26 protein-coding genes are annotated in these 21429 nt (G+C 44.3%); 11 read left to right on the plus strand and 15 right to left on the minus strand.

What is annotated here, in order from left to right:
* Positions 1 to 4: 4 nt before the first annotated feature.
* From E5358_RS01790 to E5358_RS01835, 10 genes are all read right to left on the minus strand, one after another.
* The gene (locus E5358_RS01790) at positions 5 to 343 is read right to left on the minus strand and encodes a helix-turn-helix domain-containing protein (protein WP_123407900.1); all 339 of its coding nucleotides are present in this window, start codon (positions 341 to 343) and stop codon (positions 5 to 7) included.
* 161 nt (positions 344 to 504) lie between these two features.
* Positions 505 to 1233 carry a hypothetical protein gene (locus tag E5358_RS01795; RefSeq protein WP_135938645.1) on the minus strand — a complete coding sequence of 243 codons (729 nt, stop codon included), beginning with the start codon at positions 1231 to 1233 and terminating at the stop codon, positions 505 to 507.
* A 164-nt stretch (positions 1234 to 1397) separates the two neighbouring features.
* Positions 1398 to 2015: a CatB-related O-acetyltransferase gene (locus E5358_RS01800; protein WP_123407904.1), complete on the minus strand. Its 618-nt coding sequence runs from the start codon at positions 2013 to 2015 to the stop codon at positions 1398 to 1400.
* Complete coding sequence (locus tag E5358_RS01805; protein ID WP_123407906.1) at positions 2012 to 3316, minus strand: MATE family efflux transporter; 1305 nt, start codon at positions 3314 to 3316, stop codon at positions 2012 to 2014. The genes E5358_RS01800 and E5358_RS01805 overlap by 4 nt, the downstream gene beginning before the upstream one ends.
* A gap of 337 nt (positions 3317 to 3653) precedes the next feature.
* Positions 3654 to 4133 (minus strand): META domain-containing protein, encoded by a 480-nt coding sequence (locus tag E5358_RS01810; RefSeq protein ID WP_123407910.1) that lies wholly within the window; start codon positions 4131 to 4133, stop codon positions 3654 to 3656.
* Between the two features lie 2 nt (positions 4134 to 4135).
* Positions 4136 to 4480, minus strand: a complete 345-nt coding sequence (locus tag E5358_RS01815) for a DUF3795 domain-containing protein (RefSeq protein ID WP_123407912.1) — start codon at positions 4478 to 4480, stop codon at positions 4136 to 4138.
* A gap of 9 nt (positions 4481 to 4489) precedes the next feature.
* Positions 4490 to 5380, minus strand: coding sequence for an AraC family transcriptional regulator (locus tag E5358_RS01820; protein WP_168354563.1), 891 nt, complete (start codon positions 5378 to 5380; stop codon positions 4490 to 4492).
* Between the two features lie 122 nt (positions 5381 to 5502).
* Entirely contained in the window at positions 5503 to 5784 is a 282-nt protein-coding gene (locus E5358_RS01825) for a zinc ribbon domain-containing protein (RefSeq protein WP_123407916.1), read from the minus strand.
* A 374-nt stretch (positions 5785 to 6158) separates the two neighbouring features.
* Complete coding sequence (locus E5358_RS01830) at positions 6159 to 7277, minus strand: site-specific integrase (RefSeq protein WP_275441031.1); 1119 nt, start codon at positions 7275 to 7277, stop codon at positions 6159 to 6161.
* Positions 7278 to 7310: 33 nt separating this feature from the next.
* Complete coding sequence (locus E5358_RS01835; RefSeq protein WP_123406177.1) at positions 7311 to 8441, minus strand: site-specific integrase; 1131 nt, start codon at positions 8439 to 8441, stop codon at positions 7311 to 7313.
* A 164-nt stretch (positions 8442 to 8605) separates the two neighbouring features.
* On the opposite strand from E5358_RS01835, the gene E5358_RS01840 reads away from it, so the two are divergent.
* From E5358_RS01840 to E5358_RS01875, 8 genes are all read left to right on the plus strand, one after another.
* Positions 8606 to 8917, plus strand: coding sequence for a tyrosine-type recombinase/integrase (locus E5358_RS01840; RefSeq protein WP_277821132.1), 312 nt, complete (start codon positions 8606 to 8608; stop codon positions 8915 to 8917).
* Positions 8918 to 9065: 148 nt separating this feature from the next.
* Positions 9066 to 9386 (plus strand): helix-turn-helix domain-containing protein, encoded by a 321-nt coding sequence (locus E5358_RS01845; protein ID WP_135938646.1) that lies wholly within the window; start codon positions 9066 to 9068, stop codon positions 9384 to 9386.
* Positions 9387 to 9397: 11 nt separating this feature from the next.
* Positions 9398 to 9712, plus strand: a complete 315-nt coding sequence (locus E5358_RS01850) for a hypothetical protein (protein WP_018710021.1) — start codon at positions 9398 to 9400, stop codon at positions 9710 to 9712.
* 37 nt (positions 9713 to 9749) lie between these two features.
* Positions 9750 to 11000, plus strand: coding sequence for a site-specific integrase (locus E5358_RS01855; RefSeq protein ID WP_135938647.1), 1251 nt, complete (start codon positions 9750 to 9752; stop codon positions 10998 to 11000).
* A gap of 67 nt (positions 11001 to 11067) precedes the next feature.
* Positions 11068 to 11895 (plus strand): hypothetical protein, encoded by an 828-nt coding sequence (locus tag E5358_RS01860; RefSeq protein WP_135938648.1) that lies wholly within the window; start codon positions 11068 to 11070, stop codon positions 11893 to 11895.
* 288 nt (positions 11896 to 12183) lie between these two features.
* The gene (locus tag E5358_RS01865; RefSeq protein WP_005812832.1) at positions 12184 to 12582 is read left to right on the plus strand and encodes a plasmid mobilization protein; all 399 of its coding nucleotides are present in this window, start codon (positions 12184 to 12186) and stop codon (positions 12580 to 12582) included.
* Positions 12579 to 13817, plus strand: a complete 1239-nt coding sequence (locus E5358_RS01870; RefSeq protein ID WP_135938649.1) for a hypothetical protein — start codon at positions 12579 to 12581, stop codon at positions 13815 to 13817. The genes E5358_RS01865 and E5358_RS01870 overlap by 4 nt, the downstream gene beginning before the upstream one ends.
* A gap of 17 nt (positions 13818 to 13834) precedes the next feature.
* A complete protein-coding gene (locus E5358_RS01875) occupies positions 13835 to 14452 on the plus strand; it encodes a hypothetical protein (RefSeq protein ID WP_135938650.1) in 618 nt (205 codons plus the stop codon).
* 121 nt (positions 14453 to 14573) lie between these two features.
* Here the strand turns inward: E5358_RS01875 and E5358_RS01880 are convergent, their stop codons facing one another.
* The 5 genes from E5358_RS01880 to E5358_RS01900 all read right to left on the minus strand — a co-directional run bounded on the left by E5358_RS01880 (position 14574) and on the right by E5358_RS01900 (position 19232).
* A complete protein-coding gene (locus tag E5358_RS01880) occupies positions 14574 to 15425 on the minus strand; it encodes a hypothetical protein (protein WP_277821126.1) in 852 nt (283 codons plus the stop codon).
* 101 nt (positions 15426 to 15526) lie between these two features.
* Complete coding sequence (locus tag E5358_RS01885; protein ID WP_135938652.1) at positions 15527 to 16570, minus strand: hypothetical protein; 1044 nt, start codon at positions 16568 to 16570, stop codon at positions 15527 to 15529.
* A 29-nt stretch (positions 16571 to 16599) separates the two neighbouring features.
* Positions 16600 to 17682, minus strand: coding sequence for an HpaII family restriction endonuclease (locus E5358_RS01890; protein WP_135938653.1), 1083 nt, complete (start codon positions 17680 to 17682; stop codon positions 16600 to 16602).
* On the minus strand, positions 17663 to 19006 hold the full coding sequence (locus E5358_RS01895) for a DNA cytosine methyltransferase (RefSeq protein WP_135938654.1): 1344 nt from the start codon (positions 19004 to 19006) through the stop codon (positions 17663 to 17665). The genes E5358_RS01890 and E5358_RS01895 overlap by 20 nt, the downstream gene beginning before the upstream one ends.
* Position 19007: 1 nt before the next feature.
* Positions 19008 to 19232, minus strand: coding sequence for a helix-turn-helix transcriptional regulator (locus E5358_RS01900; protein WP_135938655.1), 225 nt, complete (start codon positions 19230 to 19232; stop codon positions 19008 to 19010).
* Between the two features lie 271 nt (positions 19233 to 19503).
* Between E5358_RS01900 and E5358_RS01905 the strand changes: the two genes are divergently transcribed.
* Genes E5358_RS01905 through E5358_RS01915 form a run of 3 tightly spaced genes read left to right on the plus strand, consistent with a single transcriptional unit; the run spans position 19504 to position 21424 of the window.
* Positions 19504 to 19650, plus strand: coding sequence for a DUF4134 family protein (locus E5358_RS01905; RefSeq protein WP_277821133.1), 147 nt, complete (start codon positions 19504 to 19506; stop codon positions 19648 to 19650).
* A gap of 4 nt (positions 19651 to 19654) precedes the next feature.
* A complete protein-coding gene (locus E5358_RS01910; protein WP_123482801.1) occupies positions 19655 to 19954 on the plus strand; it encodes a DUF4133 domain-containing protein in 300 nt (99 codons plus the stop codon).
* Positions 19955 to 19957: 3 nt separating this feature from the next.
* Complete coding sequence (locus E5358_RS01915) at positions 19958 to 21424, plus strand: hypothetical protein (protein ID WP_135938656.1); 1467 nt, start codon at positions 19958 to 19960, stop codon at positions 21422 to 21424.
* The last annotated feature ends 5 nt before the right edge of the window (positions 21425 to 21429 follow it).

Consider the following 21429-nt stretch of genomic DNA (forward strand, 5'->3'; position numbering starts at 1 on the left):
CCCTTTAATAATAGCACTCATGTTGTGGTTCTGTCTCATTGATGAGGGCTGTTTCAGTCTCGATGTCCATGCGGGACTTCACCCATCTGTCAAGATCTTCCTTGTTGAAGAAAATGCGTCCGTTGGTCGGACGGCTGTGAGGAATGTCATATTTGCGCACCAGTTTATACAGGTGGCTCGGGGTGATGCCAAGATACAAGGCTGCATCCTCTACCGTAAACGTGCCCTTCAGATGGAAAAGCATCCCTATGAGCTGGTCAACACGCGACAACAATTTGTCGAGCTTGACGGAACACCGTTCTCCCCATTGGAAGTCAGTGACAGTTTGCTGTTGTTCATTCATTGTTTCTTTGCTTTTTTGATTCTACATTCAGAGCCGTCGCCCCACATGTTGAAAGCTTTCGACTGCAAAGGAACAATACAAACGGGTATTGAAAGCAATATTTTGAATGACACTTGCAAAGTCTCACTCAAAATATCACTATCACTTAAAGATTTGACCGTTTATTGGACATATTTCTCACGAATATGCTTCATAAGGATGTCTATGTCATCCTTATGGGTGAATATGCCGTTACTCCTTGCACGGCTTAGTGCGGAAGAGTAATTTGAACGAGACTGTGGCTTGTTCTTTCCTTGCAGCAGGATGGAGCCGCTGCGTCCGAGGACTGTCTGCCAACGGTGGTTAATCAGGTTCATGGCACTGAGACAGTCGAAGAAATAGGAAATGCACATGAGATTTCCCGCAACCAACGGCATGTCCAGCGTACCGCTCATAAGGTCGTTCATCTCCTGTACCGTGACTTTCCTCTGGAAGAAACCGGCACCATTGGCACAATCGGCAAGCAATGGCATATCTTCGGCTCTGATTACACAGGACAGCTTCAGTTCCGGCACTTGTCCGATATATGTCGTTTTGAATGTTACATGATCGGGATTTTCGTCATCATGACTTTCGGTATAGACAAGGACTATCATCTTATCTATGTCCGAGACATCCAGGGAAGGTTCGGAAAAGAACCGTTTTACAAGATCGGCCCTTTCCTGCAAGAGGATACCAATGGCTCCCATTGCCTTGCGGTGAATGTTGTTGCCGGCTGCATCTTTTTCATCGGTATAATGATGACCGTCGAGGAACTGCATAGCGAACACTCTCGGTGTCATTACACCTGTGACCACATAGTTCTGATACTCCCTGTGCGCTTCCAGCAACAGTTGGCGCAGGTAGTCCAATCCTGCATTACGATTAACGGACTGTCTGGAAAACTCTTTTCCTGTAAAAAAAAATAAAGAGCTTCCGGATGAGTGTATTTACTTCCATACTTAGGATGCTTTACCGATAGAACGGCGCGACTGTTTCCCCGTAAAAGGGAACAATCACGCCGTTTCCATTCTGTTTATAATTGATTCCAGTTGCCATCCATTATGTATGGTAACTTGTTCTTGATTTCTTCCATCGGCCAGTCCCACCATTTCAAAGCCTGCATCCGCTTTATTATTTTAGGACTGAACCGTTTTCGTATCTCCTTGGCCGGAACACCACCCACAATAGTATAGGGCGGCACGTCTTTCGTCACAACCGCTCTTGTGCCAATTATAGCTCCGTCACCGATATGGACACCAGCCATAATTACGGCTTCATAGCCTATCCACACGTCATTGCCAATCACGATGTCGCCTTTGTTGTCCCAAGCGGAGGCCACATCTGCCTTGTTCAATTCCCAGTCTTCATAGAACAGCGGGAATGTATAAGTGGACAACGATTTCAGTCTATGATTGGCACAGTTGAACAGGAACTTTGCTCCACACGCAATAGAGCAAAACTTGCCTATTATCAGCCGTTCATGGTTAATGGGGTAATGATACAACACGTTGTTATGCTCAAACAGGCGAGGATCTGATACAAAATCATTGTATATGGTGTAATCGCCAACCTCAATGGACGGATCGTTGATTACGGCATTAAGATAGACGGTTTGATTGTCGCCGGTACGGGGATATATCTTAGTCATCATAAGTTCGTATTTTTAGTTCTGTCGTTCTTTAGATAAAAGATGGACTGAATGCCAAGCAATGTCACAAACAGGTATTCCATCAGCCAATAAGTTGCCAGCGTTACATTGCAATGGCTTAATCCCCATAACCCCAACAGATAAACAATAATAGTGCTCACATGAAAGACAAACACCGCCCGTGTCGCCCCGGTTCCTACCACTGCGTTCAGATAGACATAGCTGGGCAGTGCAAGGAAATAGTCGAACAGCATGACGGCAAACGGCAGGCATGCGGCCTGCACAATGACAGGGCTATCCGTATAGGCTCCAATGACAAACCTGTGGAAAAGCAATGCGAGTATAATGAGGGGAATACCTATTGCATATCCCAGACGGGTGATTCTGCGGCAAAGAGGAAAAACAGCATCCCTTTCACCAGCTCCAATCAAATTGCTCACCAAAGAGCCGGTAACCGCCGATAACGCATTGACAATAACTGCAAATAGGGTGGAAACACTCCTTACAATATTGGAAATGGCCAATTCTGTCTCACCAAGACGCTCGATAGCCAGAAAGAAAACAAACCAGGCGGCCACACTTGTAAAGAACTGCAACATGCTCCATATCGAAACAGAAAATACCTCTTTCAGTATCTTTACATCAATACGCCAGTACAAGCCATACGCCTTTTTGTCAATATGCCGATACATATATACGGACAATATAGCCAGTGAACACAATTCTGCAAATGAGGATGCGATGGCAGCTCCGGATATTCCCATGTCAAAGCCGAATATCAGAAGCCAGTTCGTCGGGATGTTTACCAATACAGCCATGAAGGCTGCCACATTCAACGCTTTTGTCTTTGTGATACCCACCAAGAAGGAACGTAAGGCGAGGAAGGGGAAAGAGAACAGCAATCCCCACATACGCCAATCCAAATAACGGATAACCGCATGATAGATGTCTTCAGAAATTATCAGGTGCTTCAGCAAAATTGGAGAAAGAGTCTTGGACACCAGACAGACGGTCACTGCAAACATCGACAGGAAGAACAGTCCTTGAATGAACGCTTTCCCGGTTTCCTCATACCTCTGTTCTCCGTTACGACGGCCTATTACCACTTGCAACCCCATGCTGAATCCGAGACCAAGCATATAGATTGCCCAAAACCAAATTCCGGCAAGGGCGGATGCACCAAGTTCCACATCACCTACATGCCCGAGAAACAGGGCATCGGTAATGTTTATCAGTTGTTCGATAAGGATGCTCATCATTACAGGAAAAGCGATGAGCCAAATTTTCTTATATGTATAATTCATTTGTTCAAATCAATATGACACAATATGCCATGCCGCTTTACGCAGCGCGACAATCCTATAATTATTTGATAAGGGATAATGACAAAACAATAATTGACAAGTTTAAGAATATAAACCTGTCTATTGCTGAATAGCAATCAGATGTGCTATTCGTTGAGCGTAGCTATATGCACAACTGCCATTTCATATTGTTGAACAACTTTTCTTTTCTATGTTAGTTCTACAAAGGTAGCCCTTTTCCCTTAGAATCTATCCTAAGACTGCCTACGCCTCATGTTTTACACATATTATTTAGTCATATTTTACACATTTTAATCAAAATATCAACCTATGAGGCTTAATTTCCTATTTTGCTAAACACAGCCAAAGTCCTTCCATCACCATTCTGAAGGAACAGGAAACCTGGAGTCACTGTGTACTTTTTTATTCTCGGCAAGATGATTTTCATATCAATCTCTATGGTCATATCGTCACATGCCATTTCCGTCCATGCCATATTTTGGAATGACAGGAGAGAATCATCAACAGCAAAGTCCCCTGAAATGGAATTACAATCCGTCTTGCAGGAGAATGTACCGGTATCAAGAAACTGGAGCTGGCAACTTTTGTCACTTTTTACTTTAGCCAAAAACATGGATGAATATTCAACCGGATTATATTTTTCAAGCTGCCAACACCCATAGATGCTTCCAGAGACAATCTGCGTCAAATCAGATTCCATGCTACTGCCATCGCTATCTTTCACAGTGCGCTGTCCGCATGATACGATGAGCAGTGTCAATGCCAACATCATAAATAAACCCTTGCTCTTTTTCATGCTTATTTCTTTTTGATGGTTTGACTTTTACGCATGGACATTTCATCGGCATAAGCCTGTTCTCCATGTTCTTTGATATAGCGGATGCAGGCGGGCCTATCCGACTTAAACAGAAAGGCGAAAACCTTTGCTATCCAATTTGAAAACACTTTGCACTCTTGAACATTACGGGAACACTCGGCACAGGTGTTGAACTTGTTTGCCATACAGCACGAGCGGATTTTGCACCAGGTCGCTTTGTCGTTTTGTTTACATCCGGGACATTTCCCGTTTAGGAACTTGCGGCAAGCTCCGCAGTATAGACCGCAAGCGGCGACATGTCGCGTATCGGTTGTTACATTTTTCATAAGTCTAATTTATATATTACATTTTGATATTACAGGAACACATATATCCACCGTCAGCTTCTTATCCGGATGTTCTTCGGGATTATTCATATAAATCTCAAAGGCCAGCCCGCAACACTTACTGCCGTATTCATCTATCAAGTGGAACATACATTCCCATGCGTGATGAATCTCATCCCATGTGATTTCAAACTTCCCCACAGCGTATTGTCCGGCAGGAATGGTGTATGAGCTAATTTCTCCGTCGGTCTTCATAGGTTCCTTGACTACCAGACAAGCATCTGAAATGAGCTTCCCTTCTTCTGTCACACTCGGATTGTTATGATAGATGGATATTAAACGGGAATCGTGCATCGTGACCAATCCCTTGGAGTACGCCCAACGCATCAGCTTCTCAAATGCCTGTTGCATGTTTGAGTATGCACCATAATGGCGGCAATACACCACATGGATAGCATCCAAACGCTTGATCTCGAAACTGCAGTTCATGTTTATGCCTCCTATCTTGAATGTTTTTTGTGTGCAAAAATAGTGGGAATAGGAACGGCTTTGTGGACTCATTATGTGTTCTAATGTACGTTTCTTGCTATTCTCCTGTAGCCACTTGCTCCTGTAGGCCTCTGCGGTCATGCCAAAATGCTTCTTGAAATTGCGGCAGAAAACATTGACGGAGTTAAAGCCACATTCAAAAGCAATGTTCATGATGGGCTTTTCCACATCGTTCCGCAGCTGTATCGTCGCAAGTTCCAAACGCCGGCGCATGACATATTTAGCCAACGATTTGCCCATTGCCGCCGTAAATATACGGTGAAAATGGTACGTTGACAGATAGGTGTTCTGCGCCAATGATTTAATATCAAGGTCTTCGTTTATATGGGCATTGATATAATCAAGGACCATATTCACTTGCTTTGTATATTTGGCATAATCACTCATTGCGTATCGTCATTTATCACAATGGGAATAGATGTCCGTACTCATTTCCGAAACAGAGATATTCCCAAAGTGTTGTCGTTATTATCTCATGGACATTTTCTCCAGCGTTTGAGGGTTGGATAAAACTGTCGAAGCCAATCCTTCATCTCTTTCACGGTCATGTTTGTTCCTGACCACTCGTTTATCTCATCAGTGAACTGGGCACTGTGCTCGACCATCTGCTCCATAGTCATCTCTTGAGTGAACTTGCCATCTTTGTAGCAATCGAGACAGTAATCCTCATTGGGACTACCGTCAGCGTTTGTTCCTTTGTACTCGCCAGTCGGTGGCATTGGCATTCCACAGCTTTGACAAAATTTCTGTTCCATATCCTATATTATTTCTATTAAATGATTTAGCCGGCAAAATTAGTGAGAATATACTTTTTCCTGTGGACACATATTGTGCTTCAATGTACGTTTCTTGCTATCTTATTGCCGTTTTTTGCTTCAATGCGTTTTGGTCGCTATTCTATATGGCACAACGGGCATTAACTTCGGATGTAGTTATTATGGCAACCGTATTTATGCGAATGGTGGAGGATTATACCAAGCACCAAGCCACATATCTACAATGAACCGTCAGACACCTCAGTCGGTATAAATATATATGCCCCTTGACTGACTGACCTCAATGGCCCGCCCGCAATTTTTCGGTTAGTCGCTCTAAATATATACACCCTTTGACCGACTGACCTGTTTTGCTATTCAAATACGCCATCGAACAAAGAAACCGCCTCGTCTTTCTTTGTGTTGATAATCCGGGCATAACGCTGGGTGTGGCGGATGGTGGTGTGCCCGAGCAGCTGGCTGGTCGTGTAAATATCTATACCCGCAGTAAGACAGAGTGTTGCAAAGCTGTGCCTCCCCGCGTGAAAAGTGATGTCCTTTGTGATTCCGGCGTTCTTCATCCATGTGCCGAGGGTCTGACCGTAACTTCTTGTAAGCCGGGGGAACACCTTGTCTTCCGCCGTGGCATTCTCCGGTCGTTCGGGCAGCCATTTCCGGGCATTCATGTTCAGCGGCAGAAACAGTTCGACACCGGTCTTGTATTGGATAATCTCAACCTGCCAATGGGTAGCGGTCTTCACTATGTCTTTCCAATGTAGGCTCATGATGTCATAGATGCGGAGTCCGCTGAAGCAGGAGAACAAAAACGCGCCCTTGATGTCCTCTCTGTGGCATGGGGTAGCGATAAGCCGTTTGATTTCCTCGACCGTCAGATACTCACGCTTGTGCTCCTTGATGGACAGCGAAGATCTGGTTATACCTTTGAACGGGCTTTTGGGTATCACACTTTCACGTACTGCGTAATTCAAAGCAGCCCTGACATAGCACAGGTATAAGAACACTGTGCTTTTCGTTATTTTTTTTCGGTCTGTATTAAGAGCGGAACGGCTGGCAAGGTGTTCCATAAAGCCCGTAATGAATTCCTTATCCACATCACCAAGTGTGATTTCGGAATCATAACTGGCAACTTCTTCTACAGAACGGTCAAGCCATCTCTTCGATGATTCTGCACAGCTTTTCTTTGCGTTCTCGGCATAGATTCCCATCCATGAACAGAACGGCATTCTGGCTTTATGAGACTTATCTTTTATGCCTGCAATACGGTTGGTAAGGTCAAGTATCATTTCTTCCTTGATGGCATTGGCCTGCGCAAGGGTGTTGGCGTTCATGATCTTTGACGACATGTCTGTCTCAGGCACAAGATACAGCTTGAGAAAGTTGTACGTTCGCTTCCCATTATGGTATATATCCAAATATAATGAGCGGTTGCCGTTTTTCAACACCTGCTCGCGGAGCCTTATTGGTTCCTTCATTACTACTTGTTTCTTCGGTCTGCCCATTGTCTTTTAATCGAATAGTTTGTCAATCATGTAAACCGCATCCACTTTCTTCTTGTCGATAATTTTAGCATATACTTGGGTCGTTTCTACATCCGAGTGTCCCAACAACTGGCTTGTGGTATAAAGATCCGCACCCATTGTAAGTGTCATCGTCGCAAAAGCGTGGCGGCTCACGTGGTAGGACACCCGTTTGGTAATGCCGGCCTTTGATGTCCATGTCTTCAGCACATGGTCACAATCACTCAATGTGGGGACGTCGAAGACGGAATCGTCTGTATTTCCTTTTTCTTCCGGCATGAATTTCTGTGCCTGTTGACTCAAGGGTAGGTAGATGACCTTCCCGGTCTTTTGCTGGCGCAGTTCCAGATGGACTTTACCATTTTCTTCGATTACGTCTTTCCAGCGTAATCCTTTGACATCACTGTAACGCAGTCCACAAAAACACGAAAACAAAAACGCGGTCTTTACTCTTGGGCTTCTACATGGAGTATTGATGAGCGTCTGTACTTCTTCGATGGTGAGATACTCACGCTTTCTACATTCTCCTTGTATAGATGCCCAGTCAAATGAAAGCAGCGGATTGTCACCAAGGATTTCCAAGTCCACGGCATAATTAAGAGCGGCACGTATGTATCCACAGTAACCGGCTATTGTTTTTTTCGCCAATGGCTTTTTCGTTGTTCTTGCCTTGCGTGTTTCCAAATATTCTATGAATCCCTGCAAGAAATCCTTGTCAACCTCGTAGAGCTTTATACGAGGATTGTGAGCCTTCAGGCAAACCGACACGGCGTGTACATGGTCAACAAGGGAATTGCGTCCTTTTTTTCTTCCAAATTCAGCATATTCATTGAGCCAGTCGATAAGCGGCATTTTGGCTTTGTCCGAGAGAACCGCCATTGGCTTCTTGTTGGTGATGTCAAGAATACGCTGTGCTTTGATGGCATTGGCGGCTTTGAGCGTATTGGCATTTCTCTCCTTTGCCTCCTGCGATATTTCAGGGACGAGGAAGAGCTTGAGAAATTCATACCTCCGTTTACGGTCGGTATAAATATCCAAATAGATAGACTGGTTACCGTCCTTAAGCTGCTTGAAGCGGATGCGGACAGGTACCGATTCGGACTTTTTTGTTCTTGCCATTAATTGTCAATGCTTTATTCGTGTGCAAAGGTATAAAAAATAGCCCAAAATGACTAACAAAAAAGTAACATAATTGACCGAAATAACAAAAAATAACCATCCCGTCTTTAGAAATAAAGCAAAATCAGACATCCGCAAACCATTGTAAATAAAGGCTTTTATTCATACTTGCTTATAAATCCTCGCTCACAAATTCACCTTTTCACTTTACACGTCATACCTTTGGCACGTTGATCCAAGCGGCTACTGGTGACATCGAGACCACCAAGAAACTCATGGGTCACAAGTCGCTCAAATCAACCGCAGTCTATGCAGACGTGCTGACTGAAGAAAAGGTCAAGGCTATCTCCAATACCAAGACGGTATTCAGGAGTCGCAAGCCACACACCGAGAACAAGAAGATTCCACGAACCAAGCGAACGGCAGCGACCAACACGCACCCTCGCAAGGTCATAGATATACAGGATAACGAATAACGGCTAACGAGCCGATTCAGGATAACAACCAGTTTCATTTCATCAAAAGCAGTGCCCTGATTCAAGGTAGTGGTTTCCGCTACCTTTAGGGGCTTGCTATCTCAAAACCAAGCATTCAGGATAACGTAAACAATTAAATATCAAGATTATGAATAAGACTATTGACAACGAGACTCTTCTTTTGAAGGTAGAGTCATTTGAGCATCGCATCGAGGTTCTGGAGAACACTCTCAGCGCAGCCAAGGAGGTATTGACACTTGAAGAAGCAGCCCTTTTCATGGGTATATCAAAGAGCAGTCTCTACAAGATGACCCATCGACATGAGCTTCCTTTCTTCCGTCCAAACGGCAAACTCATCTACTTTGAGAAGGCTGAACTTCTGAAGTGGATGCGTCAGAACCGCAACATGTCAGAGGCTGAGACCAAGGAGGCAGCAGCCCAGAAGCTGAACGAACTCGCCAACCACTAATCAATGAGTATATGAATCAGGATTTCAACCAACAGCAGTACAACGACAAACTGGCTCAGGTAGCCAGCCTTGCCGTTACCTATGCCAAGGATGGCACAGGCTATCACAGTATGAAGGATGCTTTCAATGAACTGTGCGAGTTGTCTCATGCCAACAAGGGCATAGACCAAGAGAACACTATCGGCAGACGAACCCTGCTTGTGCAGAGTGTCTGCATCAAGGCTATCCATGCGCTCACTCCATACCAGAACGAGCGACTTGAACAGCAGCTGAAGGACATTGCTTCGGACTATCCCGAGCATCGTCACCTGCATTTCCGCAGATAGTTTCTTCTTTCCCTTTTGTCATATCATAGACATATCAATGAGAGTTACCGCTTACATACGTCAGAAAGATACATCGAAGAACGACCTCGACAGCCGTGCTTCGGTGTACTTCCGTGTCCGTGACAAAGGGCTTGATGTCAAGTGCGCAAGCGAACTTCAGATCAATCCCAATCACTGGAGCCAAGAACGACAGGGCTACAAGAGCCGTGTCAATCTTGTGGATGACGATACCAGAAACCTCTTTGACTCACAGGTCAAGGAGATTACAGGTATCATAACCAGGGAATACTATATCGGAGCAAACTCCGACTGGCTCAGACGACTGATATTTGCCTATCACCACCCCAATGCCTATTGCATGGGCAGTGGCATGGAGGTAAGCAAATCCTTTGTCATCTGGGCAGAGAGATACCTTCAGAACAAACATTTTGGCAAGCATCAGGAGTGTAACACCCGATGCCTGATTGACAAGGTTACTCGCTTTGAGGATGAACACAAACACCCGATGAACATTGACAGCATGACTGCCGATGATCTTCGTGCGTTTGCGGATTTCCTGTCTTCTGACTATGACATATCTATGAATACCATCGTCACTAACATGACCTTGTTGCGTACCGTCTGCAACTGGGTACGAAAGCAGGGAGTCACAAACAATGACCCCTTCTTTGGATATGACATGCCCAAGGCTCTCTATGGCACTCCATATTTCCTGACCATTCAGGAGCGTGACCAAGTTCTGGATGCAGACCTAACGGATGATGCAGAACTTGCTGAGTATCGTGATATGTTCGTGTTTCAATGTATGGTCGGATGCCGTCATAGTGATCTTGTGACCTTCACCCCCAAGAACATTATTGACGGTGTTCTGGAATATATCCCCATCAAGACCAAAGGCAAGTCTGGTGACGTTGTAAGGGTTCCTCTTATCCCCAAGGCTATGGCTATCCTTGATGGCCATGACCATGGTGATGATGAACCAATCTTCCCCAAGCATTATAACTTCAAGTTCAACGATGCTATCCGTAGAATCTTGAAGCGTGCCAAGGTAAATCGTGTTGTCACTGTGATTAACCCTAAGACACGGCTTGAAGAGAAGAAGCCAATCTCTGATGTGGCTACCTCTCATCTTGCACGAAGGACTTTTATCGGTAATCTTTACCGCATGGTCAAAGACCCTGATTTGGTTGCTTCTATGTCAGGTCATGCCAAAGGCAGCGTTGCTTTTGCCCGATACCGAGTCATTGATGATGACATGAAGAAATCCCTGGTTGAACTTATCCAGTGATTATCTTCTTTTTGATGGCAAATTCCTTTTCCCTTTATTAGGTTACATTTTTCAAATATCATAGACTATGGACGATAAAAAGTTACATCGTTGCTTCACTTTCTCAGAAGAGCAGTTGAAGCATCTTCGAAGCAAGAAGTACAAGATTGACCGTATGGAATGCTTCATGTCGCTTGTGGATCTTGCTGAGCCAGTTCCAAAACTTGTGCAAATCAGCAAGACCAAGCAAGTAGAAATCTTGGCAGGTCAGGTTATGGTTGACAATACCCAACTTGCCAAACTCTGGGATAAAGACCGCAAGACGGTTCCAAAGCTGTTGGATGCTATGGAGGCTGTTGGCATTTTCTCTTCACAGGAAGTGGAAGATAACCGCATCTACACCCTTCATTGTCTCTCAGGTTGGTACGTTGATGCCAAGTTCGTGTCAAATACCTTTGCCCTGAAGCGCAACAATGACAGCACGGCAATCATCCATGCGGAAGTTCCTGCCTGCAAGGTCATCATCACTGAGGATCCTGATGACAAGAAGAAGGACAAGGAAGGTTCTGCTTCGGGCAGTGACAAATCCAAGGACTCTGCCGAGGGCAACAATCCTCAGACAACTGGCAATGTGTCGCACCAATCACCACAATCTAATGATAGTGGCAATGTGGGTAAGTCTGGAGCAGATAGCAACAAGTCACCATCACCTCCTGAAAACAATTCCCCTCAGTCTGCTGACAGCCCTTCGCCCCAAGGTGAAGTCGATGGCAAGCAGAATGAAGGGAAGGTGAACGAGCAGACTCCACCAAACCAAGGAGGACAGCAGCCACAACAGCCTAACGGCAATCAGAGACCGCCTTTCAACGGCTATCAGAAGCCTAACGGCTACTACAACCAGAACGGCAACAAATAGCCGTCTGAGGACTCAGGAATGCGACCTGCATCGCCAAACCATCCCAAAGGACGTTTACCGATACAGAACGACACGGCAAGCCGAAACGACCTTCTAAGCCCTGACGGGAACTTAGCAGGTAAAAGGACCGATTTTTAAGAGGTACTTTTCGAGAAATCCTTTTGTACTACATTATTTGTGACCAAATTTATGCAGTCCTAAAAGTTTCTCGGGCTACTCGCAGGCTCGCAGACCTATGTCCTTCTTTTTAACTGATTTATTTTCATCCCTTTAATCATATTCAAAGATATGGCTAAGAAAAAGAAGATTATCAAGAAGACACCCACAAGGGTGCATTCCTTCCGCTGTACCGATAAGGACTGGAAGGAACTGAAAAAACTCGCTAAGGAATGTGGTATGAGCATAGGCAAGTATCTCGTTGAGACTGGCAAGAAGCATCACCCACGTCAGCGACTCACTCCAGAGGAAAGCAAAGCCCTGAACTCTCTGACTGAGGCACGTACCGACTTGATAAAAGTCCGCAGTAAGTTGCACGATGCTTCACCCGAGGAAAAGCAAAAGATGTTCAGATCTCCAAAGTTCATGAAGTGGTGGATTGAAGCCGTTGAACGACTCATCAAACACTGGTATAGCATTGAAGACAACCTTACTTCTCCTGTACTGACCAAAGTTCAAGAAGACGAATGATCATACTCGCACGACCAGTAGCCTATGGCGGCAATGCCGCAAGGTACGCAATGGAAAAGGAGGATGCAACTGTGGTCAAGGTAAACCACATGCCTGACTATCTCGATGCCACCGAAATTTGGTATCGAATGAAGCATCACTGCCAGTTGCATCAACAGGACAGGACTGTTGGGCGAAAGTTGACTCGTTTCATGACCACGTTTGTAATTTCACCATCCAAGGAAGAGTCTGAGAACTTCACCATGGATGACTGGGCGAACCTCGCTGATGAAGGTTTGGAAGCTCTGGATTCAGTCGGACTTTTACCCAAGGGCATGAAGAAGGAGGTCAAGACCAATTTCCGCAATTCCATGAATGTCGCTGCCCTGCATCGGGATTCCAAGTCAGGAACCCTGCACCTGCATCTTGACTGTTGCCGTGTGGATAATGATGGCAAGACCAATGATGTTCACGATGTTCACATCAGAGCAATCAAGGCTGCGGAGATTATCAACGCAAGGCATGGCTGGGAGCAACCTCAGGAGGTTCGTGATATGCGAAAGGATGAGATTGCGGAGTTTTGCGAATATACCCTTCAGAAGATGGATAGTTTCGACATTGATCGATACTTCAATTTGCTTCGCATGAAGGGTTATGATGTCAAGCCCAAGTATGACAATACCAATGGCAAACTTGTGGGCTATACCATCGGCAAGAATGCCTCAGTGTTCAAGGCTTCTGCCATCGGTCGAAAGTTCATGGTATCACAGCTTGAAGCCACTTGGAAGAAGATGCATCCCAAGCCTACTCAGGTCAAGATGCGACCTGCTTCACCTTCCATCACTCCGGCTCGCCCTGCTCGCCCAGTTGCTCAAACAACGAAACCTACCCAGTCCAATTCTAAGCCATTGCCTGTTGCTACCAAGACTGCTTTCAGTTTCAACGTTGGCGGTGAAATGAAGAGAATCTGGATTCCGAACACGGTCAAGGACATCTTCCTCAATGAGGTTCAGGTTCCTGATTCTGATATGACTGCATCAAGAGAGGACATTTCTCATGTAGGTATGCTTCTCTTCCTTGATATGATTGATGCAGCAACAACCGTGTCCGAATCTTGTGGCGGTGGTGGTTCTGCTACTTCCTCTGGTTGGGGTAAGGATGATGACGAAGACGAGCGTGAGCGGGCTCGCCGTTGCCTCCAGATGGCTCATGCCATGTGCAAGCCACCGCAGAAAAGACGTTCATTCCACCGTTAGACAAATCCCACATATCAATGAGAAGAACAAAACATGTAGAAGAACTCATCGAAGATGACGAGCAGAAGCCTGACTTCGATGATATGATGAACGAAGTCCAGGAAGAGATTGAAGAGCATGATGCCGAGGATGCTGTTGTCAGTCGTGCGCCTGAACTCAGGCAGTTGAGTGAGAACATTGACAAAGCGACCAACACTTGGATCAATGCAACTCTTCAACTGGAGTCTGCCATCCGTAAGTACAATTCGGCTCAGACTGCCCTTGGCAATGCCGTTGACACTATCAGTGGTAAGGTTGATACAATCAACACGCACATCGACAATGTGCTGAAGGAAGCCCCAACCAAGTTGCAGGTTTCAGTCAGAGTCAAAGATGAAGACTGGAAGAAGATTCAGGAAATGCACACCAAGCAACAACAGTGGATGACCACTCAGATGCAGAAGCATATCCGTGAGGTCAATCAAATGTTTTATGAAGAACGTAGAAGGGTTCAGGAAAGGTACAAGGAGTACGATGGAACCTACCTCGGACACTATGTGCAGTATTTCTTCTGGTTCTTCTTTGTCCTTGGACTCGTTATCTTTGGCTTGGCTATCTTCCTGATACTCGATAGCAACTACCACTGGACGAAGTAATCTAATGTTCCCAACATGGCTTGTGGGATTCATTTTGGGAACAACAAACCCACTGACAATCGGCATTTATGCTGAAAATCAGTGGGTCTGCTTATTCAGTTGTCAATCTTGAAAAGATGAATTATAAGAAAGATGCAGCTTTGTTATAACCTGTTACATCAAGTTTGAAGAGGTATGTGTCAGGGGTAGAATATGCATGTCTCTCCCTTACAGAAACAGTAATAACGCCTCCCTTATTGAGTATTTTCTTCATAGTCTCTTTATTTTCTGATGACCACGAAGACATTTGACCTGATTCTTCACCATTATACAAAGTCATTTCATGAACTTCACCTTCGGAATCCTTAATTCTATAATCATATGAATCATCTGATTTAACTACACTTGAGCTATATTCAATCAACTTAAATGAGAAGTCTCCAGTTTTTTCCATAAATAGAACCGCAGTCATTTTAGAATTAGTTGTTGCCGAATTACTAAAGACTCCGCTTCCCATTAAGACAAGGTATTTAGAAGCACCTTCTTCTCCAAACTCATCCTTATATGATTTCATTTCCCATGAGCCAGTTCCTGTTGGAACAGGAATTGAAAAACTCTCTCCTTCACTATTTCCAGCCTCACGTCCATTTCCGTTAACGTAGATTGCAGCAAGATAACGAAGACCTGGCTCATAATCAAGAGTCTCATAAATTGTGCCTTTCTTTTCCTTATTATACTTATCCTGTGAAACAAACACACCATCCTCTTCTTTGGCAATCTCTTGATAAGATTCATAGTTTTTGCCGTTTGAAGAAATGAAGATATACTCACAACGATCCTTTATTTCATTACCAAGACCATTCTTTGCGGCAAAATCAACATGAATGATACACAAAGAATCATCAGAATAAACTGTTTCTAAATTGGACAATTTTACACTCTCTGGATCCTTGGCCATTTCTTTGAATGTTTTTTCCATTTGATCCTTAGCCATTGATTCCAACTTGGATTTCTGGCTACATGAACAAAGTGCAAGTACACAAAGTACGATAGCAGTAATTAGATTTAATTTCCTCATAATGTTATATTTATTTGTTAATTTTGTATTGCTGTTAACTTGTTGCCTTCAAAATACAAGTAACTTCCTCCATAAACCCATTGTTCGTGTGTTCCCCAAGAACCGATGGATTTGTTTATGTCATCAGGATAGCCCCAAGATTCTTCACACATTGCCTTAGTCATTCCAATTCTAACCTTTCCTTCAAGAATCAGGTTTGCATTAGCAGCACCAAATTTCTTGGTCAGTTCAGTTTTCCTTTTTGCTTTATTGGCAGCCGTGATTGCTTTAACATTATCATAGTATGATTTGATTTGGAATCTTCCACATACATATGGAAGGGCTTCATCAAGCAATGTCTTATAAGGTTTGCCATCCTCGGCTTCCAAGTAACAATAGTGCTTGCCATAAGTTGGGTTATCAAACAAAAGAACAATCGGACTTCTTTTATCAAGTTGCATGTCATCATTCATATTGTTCCCCTTCTTTCTGGGCTTTACTTGAACACCAGTACAAGTCCAAACGGATTCCTTAGGAATTCCTGTTGTTACTGTATCGGTTTCTAAGTTTATCAATCCATTGGCTTTTTTCCAACTATAGTTAATGAAAACATTATCAGTTCCGACATAGACGTATTCTTTGTTGGTATACATAGCTTTCATCTTCTCGTAGTGACCAACAGCAACCCAACGAGCATTGAAGTTGCTTGTTGACAAATCACCTTCTTCTTTTTTTTCACCTGTTTCGACATCTTCAAGGGTCATCCTACAATATAAGCCCCTTCCAACATCATCAGGCAGTGTACCAGTCACCTTATAGTAAGAACCAACCTTAAAACCTCTATTCCCTTTGTAACTAAAAGGATCGCCACAAAACATAAGGGTTTGTCCTATCAAATGGTCAAATGTATATTTGTACTTTTCTGATGTGCCAAACTTTTGGGTTTTCATATTACTAAGGCTATCATAAGGGAGCCCTTTTGGCTCCTCAACCTTTTTAACACTCTCGTCAAACATTTCTATTTGAGCAGAAACTGTTTGGAAAGACAAAATACATAATAATAATACAAACAATTTATTCATAAGCGTGTAAATTATTAATTACTAATGAATTACTTTTTGAATCGTATTTGAAGATTAAGTCTAATATACGTTTCTCCGTTATTTCCTCTAAAAAGAGTCCCGAAGTTATGTCTGGTTCGACTACCACGTTCAAAGCGAGTATTATGGTAGAGATAATCTTCTACATCGTTTCGGTTATAGAAATGATAGCAAACTATCTCGCCATCCTTTCTTACAACAAGATAGCCACCATTGGCATCATACCGACCTTTCCATTCTTTTGAAGGTGTCATGCCAAGTGCAGCATCAAGAAGAAGAACCTTCATCTTATGCTCATAGAATGCGACAATATCATTTCCAGTAAAGCCAAAAGGATTCTTTGCTGCAACCATTTCAACAGCCTCCTTTATCATTGACGTTGCATTTGGCATACTGTCAACGACAAGACACTCTGCAATAAATTCAGGCATACAACTATCAAGGAACAAGAGATTGTTCTTGAATGTCTGATGCTCCACATCACTATAAACAAATCGTCCACCACGGTCAACGATTTCCTTCATGCGAGGTAAATGATCCTTAATGGAATTGATGCTTGCAATATCCTCATCTGACAAGTTAACTCCTTCAATCTTGTACAGTATGTTTGTTGGCAAACCTGCATTGAGCAAAGTCGATGCACTACCGAGCTGCGACTTGATGCTAAATCCCAGATTAGGAGTCATGTTTGTACGAAGGTCATGGATAACAATATGAATGTCAGCCTTATCGCTTGAAGGAGCTTTCAGCAATGTGCATCCAATCTCGTTCATAAATGCTTCAGAAGCAGGTATCTCAAAAGAACGAGAACCCCCACTTTTAATCTCTGCTAACAACGACTCTGATTCTTGGACGAAACGATTCATTGATATGCGAGCATACTCATGACCGTCTTCATCTATGACCACAATGTGTTGGTCTGTGTTGGGACGATATTCGTATCGTTTGCTTTCTTCTCTGATGATATTGAGTATAGGATAATACAACTCAAGTTTGTTCATATCGGCATCACCGGCATGAACTTTACCGTCACCAAGAAGTTTGAAGAGCGTATAGATTTCGCTCCATTCACCTTTATTTCCTGATAATGCCATAGTCATTTAAGGTTTTAAGTAACTGTTCTGCTGTCGCCTGAATAGCTGGTACGGCAACACTATTGCCAAACTGCTTGTATGCTGAAGCATCAGCAACAACAATCTTGAAATTGTCTGGATAACCTTGAAGGCGAGCCCATTCACGAGGAGTCATCTTTCTGATGCCCTCTTTGTTAATCTCACCTTTTATATTTGTTGTTGGTGTAAGGTCAGTCTGACGGAAGTCAAGGACTAAGTTACACTCTCTTCCCATGCCACCGCATACAATGGCATTGGCAACTGCATTGTCATCAATGATTTTGTAGCCGAAGCCGTGACCTGCTGCTTCATGTCTGGCTCTATGTCTTCTCAGTGTTTCAACATAGGTTTCTGACAAATAGTATTTTGCAGGTACAGGTTCTTTCTCACGGACATCAAGCCAACATGGAATATCCTTATGCCTTTCTGGATAAACAAAATCTTCCTTCTTGATACCCAAGTCCTTGCGGAAACCAACGATATAAATTCGTTCACGATGTTGTGGCACACCATAGTGCATGGCATTGAGAATCTGAGGATCAGGTACAACATATCCTACTTCATCAAGGGTGTTCAGAATAGTTTCAAGTGTCTTGCCCTTATCATGAATAGCCAAGCCCTTAACATTCTCCAAGAAGAATGCTTTAGGCTGATGACGTCTAAGTATCTCTGCTACATCAAAGAACAATGTTCCTCTTGTCTCTGCAAAACCTCTTCGTTTACCTGCAAGAGAGAATGCTTGACATGGGAATCCTGCACAAAGAATATCGAAATCCTTGGGAATCTTATTCTTGGTGCTTTCCTTGGTAATGTCACCAAATGGAACATCACCATAATTTTCGTAGTATGTGCGCTTAGCTTGTTCATCCCATTCAGATGAGAAAACGCACTCTCCACCAAGGTTTTGGAAAGCCATTCTAAAGCCACCAATACCAGCAAAGAGGTCTATGAATTTGAATTTTGGATTCTTTGGTCCAGGGAATGGAGCTTGAAACAAGTCTGGAAACAAGTATTGCTGAAATGCATTTGCAGAATCAGCAACCATGCCTTTGTAGCTCTTTTTCTCAGACTTCTCACCACGAATGAATTCATACCAAAGGTTGAGAATATCTTCAGCTTTGTCACGATACGGCAAAATAACTCCCTTCCTGTCAAGTTGCAGGTAGTGAGTAATCAATGCTGCTTGTTCAATGAAAGGAATGATGTTACCCTCTTCATCAAGGGTTTCTTCACCATAGATTTCCATTTTGCCAGCTTGCTTCTTGCAGAAGTCAAACAGCGAGAATTTATTTGTTGTACGTGACATTTTAATCTTTGAAGGGGTTATGTTCTGGAACTCTAATGAGATCTTTCACATCAACATCCAAACATTGTGCTATCTGGATGAGAGTTTCTAATGGAGGCTGAGCAGAGTTTGTGACCCATTTTGAAATGGTTGCTTGGTCTCTGCCTAGTTTCTCTGCAAGGTACTTGTTTGGGAGATTCTTTTCCGCAAGTACTATCTTAATCCTGTTATAATTCTTATCACTCATTGACATGTATATTTGGGTGCAAAATTACAAAAAATAATCCATATATCTTTTGTCTGGAGTGAAAATTATAAGTTTCACAAGAAAATATTTGGTCAAATTAGAAAATTTGACATGTTTGGCAGCCCTTTTTAGCGTGGTTCATCCAACTTTTCAATCGTTATCCTGATGAAAGAAAATGAAAATTTCGCTTGTTTTCCGTGTTAAGATATGTTAAGCAGATGTTTTCATTTTGGGGTTTTTGAAATTTTTGTTTCCAGTTTGTTTCTTTTGGTTGTTTTTGCTTTTGGGGAGTGTTGATATTCAGCACTTTACAACTCGGAAGCAGATTCTGAAGAAGAAGATCATGATGGTGGTCGGAGCCTGCATCTTCCTGATTGCAGCAGCCCAGGCACTGCCTCTGTTCTTCGGTATCTCCTGACCTTATGGCAGAGAACGCAGACAACGGCTATACTGCTTACCCGGTTTTCAAGGGGCTTCAGAAGCCTCTTGAATTCCTGGGTATCCAGGGCCGCTACATTTACTGGGCTGCCGGAGCAGCGGGCGGTGCGATAGTCGGATTCATCATCGGTTACTGTGTGCTGGGCTTTCTCGCCGGACTTGTCGTACTGGTTGTGGCAGTCGGCACGGGAGCCGGCTTAATCATGGTAAAACAGCGCAAAGGGCTTCACACCAAGAAAACAGACAAAGGGATATTCGTTTACACCTGTTCAAAAAAGATTTGAAAAATGAGACACTGCGGATTGATATTGTTTCTTGCCTTGTTCCTTGCCGGATGTTCGGGGAACACCCGTAACGGGGACGCACTGTCCGCCCACCAAACGGCGGAAAAGGTAAAAGACAGTTGGTCGAAGATGTCCAAGCCCATTGAGATAGAGGTCACGGGGCGGACAAAAGACGAACTGGAAGCTATAGGCTCGCTTGCCGTATGGCTTGACGGCATGGAGGGCGGCAAAGCCGTGGAGTTCCGTTTCGACGGCAAGGTGTTCAAGCCCACTGTCCCTGTTCTGGCTGACAGCACGGTATTACCCCTTGTCTGTTATCCGTTCCTTCCGTCACTGCATCCGGCCGACACTGTTGCGGTCAGCCATCCGCTCGGCGAAAGACTCGCCGGACAGATCCAATCCGTGACACAGACAAATGACAAAACAAAGATTACAATGAAATTAGAAGAACTTACCGCACTGCTGCGCCTGATACTGAAAAGCGACAATATCAGTGACGTGATGCAGATTCTGGAGATACAGGGGGACTGCGTTTCAACAGCAGCCTTCCTGATTCCGCTTAAGGGGAAACTGGCCGGGACACGTGCCGATGCCGGCAATGTATGTTCTCCCAACAAGGATTGCCTGTTGAACAACGGCATCCCGCATGACTTCAACCTCATTCCTACGGAGGATTCTGGAGAAATACAGATATTCCTCAAAGTTAATGGGAAAAAGTTGTCCATATCCACCACGCTACCGCCTCTGAGACGAGGAAGCATCACCGAACTGCGCCTTCATGTCAGCGATGGCAAACTTTCCGTAGGCAGCAGCTGGGTAGATACCAAACATCCGTTTGAGAAACCGTCCGTTTCCGGCACGGACTCTGTCCGCATCGGGCATTTCCTGCAAAGGGATGGGACTCTGACCTCCAAATTCGATGAGAACACCCTTGCCTGGGTTATCCTGACAGATGGGCGACACGGCAAGGCCGTCGCCATGGATGATAACAGTACGAGCAACTGGTTCAGGAAAAAGTCTTTCCGAACCGGCCATATCTTCGATACGGCTGACGGCAAGTTGCGTGAGGGCTATTTCGGACAGCCGCAAGAGGATGAGGAACATATCGTGTTCAGTCCCCGAATCCGATATCCGGGCAGTTGTGCATTGGGATTCGACGACGGAGCCGCACTCACGCAGGGCATACTCCGCCATGCGGACAGCCATGCCCTTAAGAACTTCCAGGACAAGCGTGTGCTGCCGTCGGCCTACATACCGTCGCTTGCGGAGATGGCCCGGCTTGCCTACCATCTTGAAAAGCATAAGGACAGCATGCCTGCCTTTTTCAAGATGCCGGAAGGCATCTATGCCACCTCCAGCGAATCCGGCGAGGACACCTTTTATTCGATAGACATGACCGAATGGTTTGTCACCGCCTACAATTCCAAGGAGCACAGCGATATGAAAACGAGATTGTTTTACCTATTCTGAGCATC

This window comes from Palleniella muris (assembly GCF_004792655.1).
Taxonomy (GTDB): domain Bacteria; phylum Bacteroidota; class Bacteroidia; order Bacteroidales; family Bacteroidaceae; genus Prevotella; species Prevotella muris_A.

Bases quoted from the DNA above. Each gene is read 5' to 3' on its own strand.
- E5358_RS01880 (WP_277821126.1), bottom strand. From the start codon at position 15,425: ATGGCTAAGGATCAAATGGAAAAAACATTCAAAGAAATGGCCAAGGAT.
- E5358_RS01820 (WP_168354563.1), bottom strand. From the start codon at position 5,380: ATGGTCCTTGATTATATCAATGCCCATATAAACGAAGACCTTGATATT.
- E5358_RS01845 (WP_135938646.1), top strand. From the start codon at position 9,066: ATGAATAAGACTATTGACAACGAGACTCTTCTTTTGAAGGTAGAGTCA.
- E5358_RS01830 (WP_275441031.1), bottom strand. From the start codon at position 7,277: ATGAAGGAACCAATAAGGCTCCGCGAGCAGGTGTTGAAAAACGGCAAC.
- E5358_RS01815 (WP_123407912.1), bottom strand. From the start codon at position 4,480: ATGAAAAATGTAACAACCGATACGCGACATGTCGCCGCTTGCGGTCTA.
- E5358_RS01900 (WP_135938655.1), bottom strand. From the start codon at position 19,232: ATGAGTGATAAGAATTATAACAGGATTAAGATAGTACTTGCGGAAAAG.
- E5358_RS01835 (WP_123406177.1), bottom strand. From the start codon at position 8,441: ATGGCAAGAACAAAAAAGTCCGAATCGGTACCTGTCCGCATCCGCTTC.
- E5358_RS01915 (WP_135938656.1), top strand. From the start codon at position 19,958: ATGAGACACTGCGGATTGATATTGTTTCTTGCCTTGTTCCTTGCCGGA.
- E5358_RS01810 (WP_123407910.1), bottom strand. From the start codon at position 4,133: ATGAAAAAGAGCAAGGGTTTATTTATGATGTTGGCATTGACACTGCTC.
- E5358_RS01855 (WP_135938647.1), top strand. From the start codon at position 9,750: ATGAGAGTTACCGCTTACATACGTCAGAAAGATACATCGAAGAACGAC.
- E5358_RS01895 (WP_135938654.1), bottom strand. From the start codon at position 19,006: ATGTCACGTACAACAAATAAATTCTCGCTGTTTGACTTCTGCAAGAAG.
- E5358_RS01875 (WP_135938650.1), top strand. From the start codon at position 13,835: ATGAGAAGAACAAAACATGTAGAAGAACTCATCGAAGATGACGAGCAG.
- E5358_RS01910 (WP_123482801.1), top strand. From the start codon at position 19,655: ATGGCAGAGAACGCAGACAACGGCTATACTGCTTACCCGGTTTTCAAG.
- E5358_RS01890 (WP_135938653.1), bottom strand. From the start codon at position 17,682: ATGGCATTATCAGGAAATAAAGGTGAATGGAGCGAAATCTATACGCTC.
- E5358_RS01870 (WP_135938649.1), top strand. From the start codon at position 12,579: ATGATCATACTCGCACGACCAGTAGCCTATGGCGGCAATGCCGCAAGG.
- E5358_RS01860 (WP_135938648.1), top strand. From the start codon at position 11,068: ATGGACGATAAAAAGTTACATCGTTGCTTCACTTTCTCAGAAGAGCAG.
- E5358_RS01805 (WP_123407906.1), bottom strand. From the start codon at position 3,316: ATGAATTATACATATAAGAAAATTTGGCTCATCGCTTTTCCTGTAATG.
- E5358_RS01885 (WP_135938652.1), bottom strand. From the start codon at position 16,570: ATGAATAAATTGTTTGTATTATTATTATGTATTTTGTCTTTCCAAACA.
- E5358_RS01790 (WP_123407900.1), bottom strand. From the start codon at position 343: ATGAATGAACAACAGCAAACTGTCACTGACTTCCAATGGGGAGAACGG.
- E5358_RS01850 (WP_018710021.1), top strand. From the start codon at position 9,398: ATGAATCAGGATTTCAACCAACAGCAGTACAACGACAAACTGGCTCAG.
- E5358_RS01865 (WP_005812832.1), top strand. From the start codon at position 12,184: ATGGCTAAGAAAAAGAAGATTATCAAGAAGACACCCACAAGGGTGCAT.
- E5358_RS01800 (WP_123407904.1), bottom strand. From the start codon at position 2,015: ATGATGACTAAGATATATCCCCGTACCGGCGACAATCAAACCGTCTAT.
- E5358_RS01825 (WP_123407916.1), bottom strand. From the start codon at position 5,784: ATGGAACAGAAATTTTGTCAAAGCTGTGGAATGCCAATGCCACCGACT.